The sequence below is a fragment of the Undibacterium sp. TJN25 genome (assembly GCF_049339885.1).
Taxonomy (GTDB): Bacteria; Pseudomonadota; Gammaproteobacteria; order Burkholderiales; family Burkholderiaceae_D; genus Undibacterium.
This window is the reverse complement of the sequence record NZ_JBMPPM010000004.1, coordinates 163219-177207: the sequence shown is the minus strand read 5'-3', so window position 1 is coordinate 177207 and position 13989 is coordinate 163219. Positions and strand designations below refer to the sequence as shown.

The 13989-nt window shown below is 58.5% G+C and carries 14 protein-coding genes; 11 read left to right on the top strand and 3 right to left on the bottom strand.

Annotated features, from left to right (window positions below; genetic code table 11):
- The first annotated feature begins 13 nt into the window (after window positions 1-13).
- The 4 genes from ACO0LO_RS10935 to ACO0LO_RS10920 all read left to right on the top strand — a co-directional run bounded on the left by ACO0LO_RS10935 (window position 14) and on the right by ACO0LO_RS10920 (window position 3955).
- On the top strand, window positions 14-910 hold the full coding sequence (locus ACO0LO_RS10935) for a phosphoribosylaminoimidazolesuccinocarboxamide synthase (RefSeq protein WP_422964259.1): 897 nt from the start codon (window positions 14-16) through the stop codon (window positions 908-910).
- 2 nt (window positions 911-912) lie between these two features.
- Window positions 913-1413 (top strand): 5-(carboxyamino)imidazole ribonucleotide mutase, encoded by a 501-nt coding sequence (gene purE / locus ACO0LO_RS10930; protein WP_422964258.1) that lies wholly within the window; start codon window positions 913-915, stop codon window positions 1411-1413.
- 242 nt (window positions 1414-1655) lie between these two features.
- On the top strand, window positions 1656-2882 hold the full coding sequence (locus ACO0LO_RS10925) for a 5-(carboxyamino)imidazole ribonucleotide synthase (RefSeq protein ID WP_422964257.1): 1227 nt from the start codon (window positions 1656-1658) through the stop codon (window positions 2880-2882).
- A 17-nt stretch (window positions 2883-2899) separates the two neighbouring features.
- The gene (locus tag ACO0LO_RS10920) at window positions 2900-3955 is read left to right on the top strand and encodes an L-threonylcarbamoyladenylate synthase (protein ID WP_422964256.1); all 1056 of its coding nucleotides are present in this window, start codon (window positions 2900-2902) and stop codon (window positions 3953-3955) included.
- A gap of 2 nt (window positions 3956-3957) precedes the next feature.
- Here ACO0LO_RS10920 and ACO0LO_RS10915 read toward each other — a convergent pair whose 3' ends face one another.
- Together ACO0LO_RS10915 and ACO0LO_RS10910 are read right to left on the bottom strand one after the other, a co-directional pair.
- Window positions 3958-4218, bottom strand: coding sequence for a SemiSWEET transporter (locus tag ACO0LO_RS10915; protein ID WP_422964255.1), 261 nt, complete (start codon window positions 4216-4218; stop codon window positions 3958-3960).
- Window positions 4215-4733: a flavin reductase family protein gene (locus ACO0LO_RS10910; protein ID WP_422964254.1), complete on the bottom strand. Its 519-nt coding sequence runs from the start codon at window positions 4731-4733 to the stop codon at window positions 4215-4217. The genes ACO0LO_RS10915 and ACO0LO_RS10910 overlap by 4 nt, the downstream gene beginning before the upstream one ends.
- A 222-nt stretch (window positions 4734-4955) precedes the next feature.
- On the opposite strand from ACO0LO_RS10910, the gene ACO0LO_RS10905 reads away from it, so the two are divergent.
- The 7 genes from ACO0LO_RS10905 (at window position 4956) to lnt (ending at window position 11465) form a co-directional block, all read left to right on the top strand.
- A complete protein-coding gene (locus tag ACO0LO_RS10905; protein ID WP_422964253.1) occupies window positions 4956-5333 on the top strand; it encodes a hypothetical protein in 378 nt (125 codons plus the stop codon).
- Window positions 5334-5386: 53 nt separating this feature from the next.
- Complete coding sequence (gene miaB, locus ACO0LO_RS10900) at window positions 5387-6736, top strand: tRNA (N6-isopentenyl adenosine(37)-C2)-methylthiotransferase MiaB (RefSeq protein ID WP_422964252.1); 1350 nt, start codon at window positions 5387-5389, stop codon at window positions 6734-6736.
- A 55-nt stretch (window positions 6737-6791) separates the two neighbouring features.
- Window positions 6792-7124: a DMT family transporter gene (locus tag ACO0LO_RS10895; RefSeq protein ID WP_422964251.1), complete on the top strand. Its 333-nt coding sequence runs from the start codon at window positions 6792-6794 to the stop codon at window positions 7122-7124.
- Between the two features lie 94 nt (window positions 7125-7218).
- Complete coding sequence (locus ACO0LO_RS10890) at window positions 7219-8301, top strand: PhoH family protein (protein ID WP_422964250.1); 1083 nt, start codon at window positions 7219-7221, stop codon at window positions 8299-8301.
- Window positions 8285-8737, top strand: a complete 453-nt coding sequence (gene ybeY / locus ACO0LO_RS10885; RefSeq protein WP_422964249.1) for an rRNA maturation RNase YbeY — start codon at window positions 8285-8287, stop codon at window positions 8735-8737. Before ACO0LO_RS10890 ends, ybeY begins: the two co-directional genes overlap by 17 nt.
- A gap of 141 nt (window positions 8738-8878) precedes the next feature.
- Entirely contained in the window at window positions 8879-9769 is an 891-nt protein-coding gene (locus tag ACO0LO_RS10880) for an HlyC/CorC family transporter (protein ID WP_422964248.1), read from the top strand.
- Between the two features lie 124 nt (window positions 9770-9893).
- Entirely contained in the window at window positions 9894-11465 is a 1572-nt protein-coding gene (gene lnt, locus ACO0LO_RS10875) for an apolipoprotein N-acyltransferase (RefSeq protein ID WP_422964247.1), read from the top strand.
- Between the two features lie 67 nt (window positions 11466-11532).
- On the opposite strand, the gene ACO0LO_RS10870 is transcribed toward lnt, so the two are convergent.
- Window positions 11533-13959, bottom strand: a complete 2427-nt coding sequence (locus tag ACO0LO_RS10870; RefSeq protein WP_422964246.1) for a TonB-dependent receptor — start codon at window positions 13957-13959, stop codon at window positions 11533-11535.
- Window positions 13960-13989: the final 30 nt, after the last annotated feature.

Here is a 13989-nt window from a genome sequence, read left to right as displayed (position 1 = left end):
TGAAATCATCTCCATGACTACGCAACTCCAATCCACACTCCAATCCTTGCCGCTGCTTGGCCGCGGCAAGGTCCGCGACAACTACGCCGTCGGCGAGGATAAACTGCTGATCGTCACCAGCGACCGCCTGTCCGCGTTCGACGTGATCATGTCCGAACCTATTCCCGACAAAGGCCGGGTGCTGAATCAGATGGCCAACTTCTGGTTTGAAAAGCTCGGTCATATCGTGCCCAATCACCTGACCGGGATTGCGCCGGAATCCGTGGTTGCCGCGGATGAGGTGGAACAAGTGCGTGGCCGCTCGGTAGTGGCAAAGCGTCTTAAGCCTATCCTGGTGGAAGCGGTGGTGCGTGGCTACATTATCGGTTCCGGCTGGAAGGATTACCAGGAAACCGGCGCCATTTGCGGCATCAAGCTGCCGGAAGGCCTGCGCCAGGCAGACAAGCTGGCGGCACCGATTTTCACGCCGGCCGCAAAAGCCGAAATGGGCGAGCATGACGAGAACATCAGCTTTGCCGACATGGAGTCACGCATAGGCAAGGAGCTGGCTGCCAAGATGCGCGACATCAGCATACAGCTGTATAGCGAAGCTGCCGATTACGCAGCTACGCGCGGCATCATCATCGCCGACACCAAGTTTGAATTTGGCCTGGACGACAATGGCGTACTGCATCTGATGGATGAAGTGCTGACGGCGGATTCTTCCCGTTTCTGGCCGGCCGATTCCTATGCACCGGGCATGTCGCCGCCGTCTTTTGACAAGCAGTTCGTGCGCGACTACCTGGAAACCATCACCTCGTGGAAAAAGACAGCGCCCGCGCCGGCGTTGCCGGATGACGTTGTGACCAGGACCGCGGCCAAATACCGTGAAGCGCTGGAACGCCTGACCGGCGAAACCCTGAAGGACTGATAATGGCAACGTCAAGCAATGCGCCGCTGGTCGGCGTGGTCATGGGTTCCTCGTCGGACTGGGAAGTGATGCAGAATGCAGTCGCTATCCTGCAGGAATTCGGCATCCCGTTTGAAGCGCAGGTCGTGTCGGCGCACCGCATGCCGGATGACATGTTCAGCTACGCTGAAACCGCGCGTGAGCGCGGCCTGCGGGCAATCATCGCCGGCGCCGGCGGCGCTGCCCATTTGCCGGGCATGATTGCCGCCAAGACGATAGTGCCGGTACTCGGCGTGCCCGTGCCCTCCAAATACCTGCGCGGCGAAGATTCTTTGCTGTCCATCGTGCAGATGCCCAAGGGTATTCCTGTCGCCACTTTTGCGATAGGCGAAGCGGGCGCGGCAAATGCGGCGCTAGCGGCGATTGCGATGCTGGCGACCACGGATCATGTGCTGGCAAGCCGGCTGCTGGAATACCGCGAGAAGCAGACACAGGTTGCGAAAGACATGAAGCTGCCGGTTTAATCGCCAGCCCAAAAAAAATAAAGTAGGGTGCAATAGCGCAGCGTATTGCACCGCCCTCAATAGTAATTACCCCGGGCCGTTTCAGGCGGGGCCGTGGTTTGGACCTCCGGTGAAAACGCTGCAATACGCTGCGCTATTGCACCCTATGGCCGACGGCATGGACAGCGACTCGTTTCTTGCGCGTATGCGCGAGAATGCCTTTACCGCTACTTTATTGTCCGCATGAACAAAGATTGAGAAAAATGGCAACACACCAAAACAACACTGCAAGGACTGCACAGCTGCCCTCGGAGTCCAAGCCAACCTGGCTGGGGATCATGGGCGGCGGCCAGCTGGGCCGCATGTTTGCGCATGCCGCACAGGCAATGGGCTATAAAGTGGCCGTGCTGGAACCGCAGGCAGACTGCCCGGCCGGCCAGGTGGCCGACAGGCATATCCAGGCAGCGTATACCGATGAAACGGCGTTGGCCGAACTGGCGAGTCTGTCGGTAGCGGTTACGACTGAATTTGAAAATGTGCCGGCGCACAGCCTGGCTTTCCTGGCCGAGCGTAGCTTTGTTGCTCCCAGCGCTGCCTGCGTGTCGATTGCACAGGACAGGGTGGCCGAAAAACAATTCTTTTCCAGCGTAGGCGCTGCCACGCAGGTATTGCCGGCACCGCACGCAGTCATCACCAGCAGCGGCGATATCGATGCTGCCGGTGCCGAGCTGCTACCCGGCATACTAAAGACCGCGCGCATGGGCTATGACGGCAAGGGCCAGGTCCGCGTCAAGACGCTGGAAGAATTGCATGCCGCGTATGCCGGCATGAACGGCGTGGTCTGCGTGCTGGAAAAAATGCTGCCGCTGGCTTATGAAATTTCCGTACTGGTAGCACGCGGCGTCGATGGCGAAGCCGTCGTATATCCGATTGCTGAAAACGTCCATCGCGATGGCATCCTGTTCACGACCACCGTGCCCAGCCAGAACGTATCCGCGCACATTGCCGAGACCGCTCAGCATGCGGCGCTGGAAATCATTGCCGGCATGGGGTATGTCGGCGTGCTGTGCATAGAATTTTTCGTGCTGCAGGATGGTTCGCTGGTTGTCAACGAAATGGCGCCGCGTCCGCATAATAGCGGCCACTACACCATGGATGCCTGCATCACCAGCCAGTTCGAGCAACAGGCACGCGCGATTGCGCAATTGCCGCTGGGCGACGTGCGCCAGCATTCACCGACAGTGATGCTGAACATCCTCGGCGACATCTGGTTTGACGAAGCCTCAATCGCTTCAGGCGCTTCCGCTGCAACGCGCGAACCGGCCTGGGACCAGGTGCTGGCGCTGCGCGGCGCGCATCTGCACCTGTACGGCAAGGCAGAAGCCAGGCCTGGCCGCAAGATGGGCCACGTGACCTTTGTCGCCACCACAATGGAAGCCGCGCAGGCGAATCTGGAACAGGCTTGCCGTATCCTTGGCATTCCTGTCTAGCCGCGAATGGGCATCCCATGAGCACAGAAAACGCGCAACCCGCCATGCAACCGGCCTTGCAGCAGGCAATACTGCATGCAGCCTGCCAACTAGAGGCGGGTCTCCTGGTGGGCTTTCCTACAGAAACCGTTTATGGCCTGGGTGCCGATGCTGAAAATCCCGCGGCGGTGGCCAGCATTTATGCGGCCAAAGGCAGGCCATCCAACCACCCGGTGATTGTGCATCTGGCCCCGGAGGCAGACTTGTCCTACTGGGCTCGCGACATTCCGCAAGAGGCGCATAAGCTGATTGCCGCATTCTGGCCCGGCCCGCTGACGCTGATACTGAAGCGCGCGCACCACATTCCCGATACGGTTTCCGGCGGCCAGGACTCCGTCGGCCTGCGCTGCCCTTCGCATCCGGTAGCGCAAGCGCTGCTGCGCGAATTCAAGGGCGGTAAGGGCGGTGTTGCGGCGCCTTCCGCTAACAAGTTCGGCCATGTCAGCCCGACCACGGCACAGCACGTCATTGATGAATTTCCGCAGGAAACCGCAGCCGGCGGCGCCATCGCCGCAGTGCTGGATGGCGGCCAGAGCGAGGTCGGCATAGAGTCCACCATCGTTGATCTGACAAGGCTCGCGACACACGGGCCTGTGCTGCTGAGGCCCGGCGACATCAGTGCGGTGCAGCTGGAACAGGTGCTAGGTGTGCCGCCGGCCGCGCCGGATGCTGCCGCGCCGCGTGCTTCCGGCACGCTGGACGCCCACTATGCGCCGAATACGCCCGTGGTGCTGATTGCTTCCGCTACGCTGGCGCAGACCATGCAGCAACTGAAAGCGGCAGGCCGTAGCTTCGCCCTGATGTCGCACAGCATCAGCGACGGCAGCGCTGCGCGGGCGCACCTGGTTTTGCCGGCGGAGCCGCACGGCTATGCGCATGACCTGTATGCGGACCTGCGCGCGCTGGACGCCGCGCAGGCGGATATCATTCTCGTGGAGGCATTGCCGGAAGACAGGGACTGGCAGGGCGTCAATGACAGGCTGAGGCGCGCGGCGTTCGATTCCGCGGGTGTGCTGGGCAAGCTGCTGACCTGACCCTATTTGTAAACAATCTTCATGCCAAGGATAAACATCGCCAGCATCAGCGTGATGAAATTGGCGATGATAATAGGCCACGAGTGCATCAGCACGCCGTAGGCCAGCCACATTGCCACGCCGCTGGTTAAGATGACGTACATGCTCAGCGACACGCCTTCGGCGCGCTTGCGTTTCCAGGTCATCCATACCTGCGGTATGTAAGCGATAGTCGTCATGCAGGCGGCCAGGTATCCCACCAAGTCGGATGTAAGTTCGTTCATTGGCCGGACTTGGCGGAGGGGAGCAAAAAATCGCCCGCATGGAATACCAGCGGCGGTTTTGGCGTGAATTCGCAATGTTCGACTTCGCCGACAAAAATGACATGGTCGCCTTCCGGGTAGCGGCTGCGGTTGTGGCATTCAAACCACGCTGAAACGCCATTCAGGATGGGGTGGCCGGTGCGCGATAGCGAAAAATCCACACCCTCGAAACGATTTTTCTTGCGGCTGGCGAATTGCTCGGCCAGGTGCATCTGGTCGGCGGACAGGATGTTCACCACGTAATGGGAGTTGCCGCTAAACACAGGCATGCTGCTGGCGACATTGCCCAAGCTCCACAGCACCAGCGGCGGATCCAGCGACACGGAATTGAAGGAGCTGGCCGTCAGTCCGAGGAAACTGCCATCTGCGAGGCGGGTCGTGATGACGGTGACACCGGTAGCGAACTGGGATAAGGCGTTGCGGAAGTGCCCGGAGTCGAAATCACGTTTGGCGGCGCGGGGAGAGCGAGTGTGCATCAGAATTCCAGATTTATTTTTGCCATTATGCCAAAGAAAGTATTATTTTGGCGATTCCGATGCCAAAAGCACCGAGGTGAAGCAATATCCCCGATGTGCTAAACTTGCGCCCTCAGGCGGCAAGGAAATGAGTCATAAGTGCCTGATTTGCCAGCGCAATTTTAAGTGATGGCAAATTTGCCGCCACGGAGTGCCTGATGAACCGGTCAATGGATTCTAATTATGCCTAAAATGCAATTGTTTCGCCGCTTCATTGTGTTGGGAATGGTCGTTGCCGGCATGCTGGCCGTACAGCTGGATGCGCAGGCCAGGCCGTTTCCCCCAAATACAAAGCGCGGGATATTGAAATGCGCCGCTGCACCGCAAATCGTGATCAACGACAAGCTGATGGCAACCACGCCGGGCACCCGCATCTATAACGACGCCAATCTGATTGTGCAGCCCGCCTACCTTGGATCTGCCAGCAAGGTCGTCAATTACACGCTGAACACGGTAGGGCAGGTGGACAAGATCTGGATACTGACCGATGCGGAAGCCAGCACGCCCTTGCCGAAAAAAGACGACAGCGCGCCGCTGCCGCGACTGAAGGTCGCTGCCTGACATTGAAGGTCGCTGCCTGACCTAAGGCAAGGCAATTTAGAATAAAGAAATACATGCAAAAAAAGATATACATTAAAACCTTCGGCTGCCAGATGAACGAGTATGACTCGGACAAGATGGCGGACGTGCTCAACGCATCCGACGGTATGATCAAGACCGACAGCCCGGAAGACGCAGATGTCATCCTGCTCAATACCTGCAGCGTGCGTGAAAAAGCGCAGGAGAAGGTGTTTTCCGACCTGGGACGTCTGCGCGAGCTTAAATTGAAGAAGCCCGGCCTGGTCATCGGCGTCGGCGGCTGCGTGGCATCGCAGGAAGGCGAGGCCATCGTCAAGCGCGCACCGTATGTGGACGTGGTATTCGGCCCGCAGACTTTGCACCGGTTGCCGAAAATGCTGGAGGCGCGTCGCGACACCGGCCGCTCGCAGGTCGACATCAGCTTTCCGGAAATAGAAAAATTCGACCACATGCCCCCGGCAAAAGTGGACGGCTCCACTGCCTTCGTTTCCATCATGGAAGGCTGCAGCAAATATTGTAGTTATTGCGTTGTGCCATACACGCGCGGTGAAGAAGTATCGCGCCGCTTTGAAGACGTGCTGGCCGAGGTGGCAGGCCTGGCGGAGCAAGGCATCAAGGAAATTTCGCTGCTGGGACAGAACGTCAATGCCTACCGCGGCCAGATGGCGGATGGCGAGATTGCCGATTTTGCGCTGCTGATCGAATACATTGCCGAATTCCCGCAGATAGAACGCATACGTTTTGTCACCAGCCATCCGAAAGAATTTACGCAACGGCTGATTGACACTTATGCCAAGGTACCCAAGCTGGTCAATCATCTGTACCTGCCGGCGCAGCACGGTTCCGACCGCATCCTGTCGGCGATGAAGCGAGGCTATACCGCAATCGAATACAAATCGGTATTGCGCCGCCTGCGCCAGGTACGGCCGAATATCTCGGTATCGTCCGACTTCATCGTCGGCTTCCCTGGCGAAACCGATGAGGATTTCAACGCGCTGATGAAGCTGATCGACGATGTCGGTTTTGATAACAGCTTCAGCTTTATCTTCAGCCCGCGCCCCGGCACGCCGGCGGCCAACCTGCAGGACGATACCCCGCATGAAGTCAAGCTGAAGCGCCTGCAGCATCTGCAATCGGTGATTGACGCCAATACCAAGAAGTACAGCAATGCGATGATAGGTACGGTACAGCGCATCCTGGTGGAGGGGCCTTCGGTCAAGGACATCAACGAATTGCAGGGCCGCACCGAAAATAACCGCGTTGTCAATTTTGCCGGTCCGGCGGAGCTGATAGGACAACTGGTGGATACCCGCATTACTGAATCTTATAATTACTCTCTGCGTGGCGAATTGTTGCCCACGGGAACGCAGCAGGCGGCCGCTTGATTGCTATGTACAGTGCGTATAGTGTGGTGAACCGTCAATCCCTTCGGGGTGTAGCATGAGCCAGTGGCTAATATTGGCGCTGGCCATCGTCGCGGAGGTAACCGCAACATCGATGCTGAAGGCGTCCGACGGTTTTACCAAGGTATGGCCTTCAGTGGTTGTGGTGCTGGGTTACGGCATCTCTTTTTATTGCCTGGCGCTGACGGTGCGTGTCATGCCTATTGGTATCGTGTACGCGATCTGGTCCGGCGTCGGCGTGACGCTGATCACGGTATTTGCGTGGCTGTTCTACAAGCAGGTGCTGGACTTGCCGGCGCTGCTGGGAATGAGCCTGATTGTCAGCGGTGTCATTGTATTGAACGTATTTTCTAAGTCCGTGGCGCATTAGGCAGGCCGATGCCTGGCCTGGCCTTTGGCTGGCGGGCTGAGCAAGATTTTCATTGAACCGACGTATCCATATTTATTATCCGAGCCCAATTCTTTTGAAAACCAAGTCCCCGGTCCCCGTACTGAATTTCATCCCCCAGCCCCTGGACAATACCAGGCTTGCGCACCTGTGCGGCCCGCTGGACGAAAACCTGCGCCAGATTTCGGCGGCGCTGGACGTCAGCATTTTCCGGCGCGGCGAGAAATTCATCGTCAGCGGCACGAATGCCGACAAGGCGCTGGAAATGCTGGAGCATTTTTATGCGCTGGCCAAGAAAGTGATCTCGATTGACGAAGTACAGTTGGCGCTGGTGGAGCAGCGCGCCAGCAATTCGCTGAAGCAGATGCCGAAAGTTGATACCGGCGAGGCGGTCGTCTCCAAGGATGACATCGACCCCGATGCCGACATCGAAGGTCCGGTGCTGAAAACCCGCCGCACCGACCTGCGCGGCCGCACGCCGCACCAGAATCATTACCTGCGCGCCATCGTCGAGCACGACATTACTTTCGGCATAGGCCCTGCCGGCACCGGCAAGACCTATCTGGCAGTGGCCTGCGCCGTGGATGCGCTGGAACGCGATGCCGTCAAGCGCATCGTGCTGACGCGCCCTGCGGTGGAGGCCGGCGAACGCCTGGGTTTCCTGCCCGGCGACCTTGCACAGAAAGTAGATCCTTACCTGCGCCCTTTGTACGATGCGCTGTATGACCTGCTGGGTTTCGACCGCACGCAAAAGATGTTTGAAAAGCAGGCGATAGAAATCGCGCCGCTGGCCTACATGCGCGGCCGCACGCTGAACCATGCATTTATCATCCTGGACGAAGCGCAAAACACCACGCCTGAGCAGATGAAGATGTTCCTGACGCGCATCGGCTTCGGCAGCAAGGCCGTGGTCACCGGCGACGTGACGCAGATCGATTTGCAGCGCGGCCAGAAGAGCGGTCTGGTGGATGCCTGCCAGATACTGGACAACGTGCGCGGTATCGCCTTCAACCGCTTTACCAGCGCCGACGTCGTACGCCATCCGCTGGTCGGCCGTATTGTCGATGCCTACGAGGCATCCAGCGCCCACACGGCCAACATCGGCATCCTGAAACAAGCTACCCCCCTGAGTTCCGCACACCATGGCCGTAAAAAATAAACTGACTTTGTCGGTGCAATATGCCGATACCCGCCTGCAGGAAACCCTGCCCCGGCCACTGCTGCGCAAGGCCGTGCAGGCCACGCTGTTCGCGCCGGCAGAACTGACGATACGCTTTGTCGCCGCAGAGGAAGGCCGCACGCTGAACCGCGACTACCGCGGCAAGGATTACGCCACTAATGTACTGACTTTCGCCTACACGGAAGATGAAGATGCGGAGGTGACTCAGGCGGATATCATTTTATGCACCGATGTCCTGCTGAAAGAGGCCGCCGAACAGAAAAAGACGGTGGAGCAGCATGCGCTGCATCTGGTCGTGCACGGCGTGCTGCATGCGCAGGGCTACGACCATGAGACCGACGAAGAAGCGGAAGAGATGGAAGGCATAGAAGTTGAAATCCTGGAAACCCTGGAAATAGCCAATCCGTACAAATAGGCGCCAGCCACGCTGAAATAATTTCTATTCGACAATGAAATTCCTATTTTTATATGAAATTTACTATTTTTTTGTCACAATCGGGAGCAATCTGCGATTTGTTGTATCCTGTAGGATTGAAACAACGGCGCTATGCCCAATATGCAAGAGCACTCTAGTAACGTCAGGACAGCTGACGTTAAACCCCACAGGTCATTGTTTGAACGCTTGACCGCACTTATCTCCCCTGAGCCAGAGAATCGCACCGAACTGCTGGAAGTCCTGCACGATGCGCACGAACGCAACCTGATCGACGCCGACGCGCTGGCGATGATAGAAGGCGTATTCCAGGTTTCCGACCTGTCCGCCCGCGATATCATGGTGCCGCGCGCACAGATGGACGTCATTGATATTTCCAAGCCCATAGAAGAATGGATGCCCGAGGTGCTTTCCACCGCGCATTCCCGCTTTCCCGTAGTCGATGGCGACAGGGACAAGGTCATCGGCATCCTGCTGGCCAAGGACTTGCTGCGTTATTACGCTGAAGAACCGTTCGAGGTGCGCGACATGCTGCGCCCGGTGGTCTATATTCCCGAATCCAAGCGCCTCAACATCCTGTTGCGTGATTTCCGCGCCAACCGCAACCATATTGCGATGGTCGTCGATGAATACGGCGGCATTGCCGGCCTGATCACGATTGAAGACGTGCTGGAACAGATTGTCGGCGATATCGAGGATGAGCACGACTTCGATGAAGAGGAAGACAACATCATTTCAGTAGAAGGCAATGGCCACGGCAAGCGCTGGAGGGTCAAGGGCTTGACCGAGATCGAGCAGTTCAACACCGTGCTGGGCACCAATTTTTCCGACGAGGACGTGGACACCATAGGCGGCTTCGTTGCCAACCACCTGTCACGCGTACCGCACAAGGGGGATGAGTTCGATGTCGAGCACATCCATTTTGAAGTGCTGCGGGCGGATGCGCGCCAGGTACAGGTGCTGCTGGTGGAAAAGCGCCAGTTGCTGCTGGACCTGATCGACGATAATGACTAGAGCGCGTCTCGCTTGGACTGATGAAATGAGTTTCACACATCCGGCGCTTCTGCCCCGGATTTAATATAAGCTTTCATACGAGCTTAGACTCCCCTTCGACCCCTCACTACAGGAAAGCCCAGCCTTGAAGCGACAGACTGTGCAGCCATCCCGCAATCGTTTTTCCCATCCACTGTGGTCTTATGCTGTCGCCTTCCTGGCCGGCTGCGTGAGCCTGCTGTCGTTCGCACCCTACAATCTGTGGCCGGTGCAAATCCTCTGCCTGGCGCTGGTGTTTCATCTCGGCTGGCGCAGCACTACCGTCAGGCGCGCGCTGCTGCTGGGCTGGTGCTACGGCTTTGCTTACCTGTACCTGGGCGTTTACTGGCTGCTGATTGCGCTGACGAAGTTCGGCGGCATGCCGATCTGGTTGTCCGCGCCCGCGCTGGCGCTGCTGGTGGCGTATATGGCGGTATATTCAGGGCTGGTGCTGGGTATTGCAGTATGGCTCAGGGGGCGCTGGGGCATAGGCGACCGCACCGGCATGCTGCTGGTGATGCCGGCGTTGTGGGCGGTGGGCGAATGCCTGCGTACCTGGCTGTTTACCGGTTTTCCGTGGGCATCGATAGGGTATGCGCATACGGCCAGCCCGCTGGCCGGCTATGCTGCTGTGGTCGGTGTATACGGCGTGGGCTGGATAGTGGCGCTGATCGCCGCCTGCATCGCGTGCTGGCAGCATAAAAAATTCACGCTGCCGTTAATCATGCTGCTGCTGGTCGCCGGCGCAGGCCTGCGGACCGTCCAGTGGACGCAGCCCATGGGCAAGCCGATTTCCGTACGCCTGCTGCAAGGCAATGTGGCGCAGGACATGAAGTTTGATGAAGGCCACCTGGTGCAATCGCTGGAAATGTACCGCGACATGATACTGTCCGGCCCGGCCGACCTGATCGCCACGCCGGAAACGGCGATACCTGTGCTATCTACGCAATTGCCGCCGGACTATCTGCAAGGCATACGGGATTTTGCCAGCGCCAGCAACAGCCATATTGTCGTCGGCATATTTGCCGGCGACGGCAAGGATCGTATTTCTAATAGCATCATGGGCTTCACGCCTGCCAAGCCGGGCGCTGCTGCTCCGCAGCCTTACCGCTACGACAAACACCACCTGGTGCCTTTCGGCGAATTTATCCCTTATGGATTCCACTGGTTTGTGGACTTGATGCATATCCCGCTGGCAGACCAGACCAGCGCCGGCCTGCAGCAGCCGCCTTTCCAGGTCAAGGACCAGAGCGTAATGCCCAACATCTGCTATGAAGACGTGTTTGGCGGTGAAATCGCCGCGCAACTGAATTCACAGCGAGCTTCCGGGGGCAAGGTCGCTAGCATCCTGCTCAACGTGTCCAACATGGCCTGGTACGGCCAGTCCACTGCGATACCGCAGCATTTGCAGATCACGACGATGCGCGTGCTGGAAACCGGCCGTCCGATGATACGCGCCACCAACACCGGCGCCACCGCCGTGATTGATGCCCAGGGCATCGTCCGTGCCAAGCTGGACTATGACGTGCTCGGCAGCCTGCGCGCCACGGTGCAGGGCACCAGCGGCATGACGCCGTATATCCTGCTGGGCGGGAACACCATCGTCATCGTGCTGGCTACGCTGGCGTTGTTGCTGGCGTGGTATCTGGGGCGGCGTACGCAAGGCCAGCGCTCATAGGCATCAATATCATGTTGGAAAAAAAAGGAGGCCTGGGCCTCCTTTTTGATTTGAACGTCGGCTCAAGTTACATGCTCGCCCTGAACTCCACTCCCACCATCCTCGGCGCCGTGATCGATGCAAACGGCGTGCCGAATGACGCCGTGATATTGCTGACGTTGTACACATAACGTTTGTCGAACAGGTTGTTGGCAAACAGCGAGACGCCCCAGCTCTGGCTGTCATTGGTCCAGCCTATGCGGGCATCGGTGCGCTGCATCGCAGAGCCGACGGTGAACCTGGGTGTGCTGAGGCAGGCACCTTGGGCAACGGAATCATCATTGCACCTGGTCGCGCCGGTATAGGCGTGCTGCAGGGTCAGGTTCAGGTGGCCGCCTGCGACGTTATGCCAGGTGTAGTCGAAGCCGGTGGCGGCAGTCCATTTCGGCGTGCCTACCGGTTGGCCGCTCAGGTTGGTGCCGTCATTGGCGACGTAATCCTTGTACTTCTGGTCGATGTATTCGGTGGTCAGGTACAGGCGCAGCGCGGGCAGCGGCTGCCAGCGTGCTTCCACGTCGAAGCCGTTGGCTTTCTGGTCGCTGCTGACAACCTGATAGGCCGGCACGCCGACCGAGTTGCCGCCGGCTACCAGGCTCAGCGATTGCAGGTTGGAGAATTTATAGGAGAACACGGAGGCATTCAGCACCAGGTGGTAGTCGCGCAGGTTGCTCTTGACGCCGGCTTCATAGTTCCACACCTGTTCCGGATCGTACTTGCTGCCCACCTGCAGCGTGTTGTAGCCGCCGGACTGGTAGCCCTTGGACACTGAACCATAGAACATCACGTCCGGCGTCAGGTGGTAATCCAGCAGTACGCGCGGGCTGGTGTCATTCCAGCTGCGCTTGGTTGAATATGGGGACAATGAAGCGCCCGCATTGGCGATCAGCTGATTGCTGCTCATCAGCGACTGTATCAGGCCCGCCTGCTCAGCCGAGATGGCGCCCGCCTGCACCAGGCCAGGGAAAAAGCCGACCTGGTTGAACAGTGCCAGCGATCCGTCCACGCCGGGGGAGATGCGGTTCGGGGCATACCAGCTGAACTCCTTGCTGTCGCGGGAGAAGCGTATGCCCGTTGTCAGGTTCATCTTCGGTGCCAGGTGCCAGATCGCATCGCCATATACCGCATAGGATTTATTGTCGCCGCGGTTGAACATATTTTCTTGCCAGCTGTTTCCGAACAGGTTCACCGGCAGGCCGAACTGCTGCGCGGCGCCGTTCAGCACACTGTAGACCGGTAGACCGGCCACATTGTTGAACAGCGTATTAAGCGAATCGGTATAGGTATTGATCTGGCTGTTCTGCCTGGCCCGCTCGGAGAAATAGCTGGCGCCGACGAGCCAATCCACCGTGTCGTTCTTGCCGGACAGCTTGAACTCTTGCTGCCAGGTGGTATTGCTTTCTATATTGGCCGTATCGAGATAGGTTTCTATGCGGTTGGTGCCGTCCTCATCTTCGCGGTTGACCGAATTGAAGTGGCGGTAGGCCGTTGTGGAATTGAAGGTCGCCCAACCCAAGGGTTTTTCTATGCGAAAGGTGACACCGTCGAATTTCTTTGCCTCCCGGTTGCCGACCCCATCGTTATACAAAGGACCGTTGCGTGGATCGACATAGGTGGAGGGATCAGATGGAACCGTGGGCAGCGTGCCTGGTGCAGCCGGATGCACGAGGGAGATTGCCGGGCGTGCCCTGTCGTTCAGGTATTCATGTTCCCATGATAGCAGCAGCTTGGTTTGCGCGGGGGCGTTCAGCAACAATGTGGCGCGTGTGCCCCAGTCGTTGTCGCCTTTGTATTTCTGGCCGGTGGCGGCATCGGTAATCCAGCCGTCGCTCTTGCTGCCGACGGCGCTGAAGCGCAACGCGGCCTTGTCGCCCAGGGGCACATTGATGACGCCGTCGAAGTATTTGCTGCTGTAGTTGCCCAGCCGTGCATGCAGGTCTGCCTCAAACGCCTGCGTCGGTTCCCTGGTGATGATGGAGATGGCGCCGGCGGCGCTGTTGCGGCCGAACAGCGTGCCCTGCGGGCCTTTCAGTACTTCGATACGCTGCACGTCATTGAAGCTCATCAGCGCGCCGCCGGTCTTGCCGGAATAGACGCCGTCCACATACACCCCCACCGGCGAATCGGTGCCTATGCCGAAGTCCGATGTTCCTATCCCACGCAAGGTGTAGTAGGGCTGTGTCGGCTGGTTGCCGTCCACGTTCAGGCCGGGGATATAGCCGTTCATCGAAGACAGGTTGGTCGCTGCCAGCTTGGAAATCTGGTCGGCACCGACAATCTGCATCGCAATCGGTACTGCCTGCGCCGATTGCGAGCGGCTCTGTGCGGTGACGACCACCGTGGCGACGTCATCGTCAGCCAGCGCCGTGCCCGCCGTCATTCCGCTAATGCCGCTGATGCCTGTGCCCAGCAAGGCCTGGGAGATGGCAAGGACCAGTTTGCGCTTGTTCATTTTCATGCGGTGTCTCCGATGTTGTAATTTGAAAAT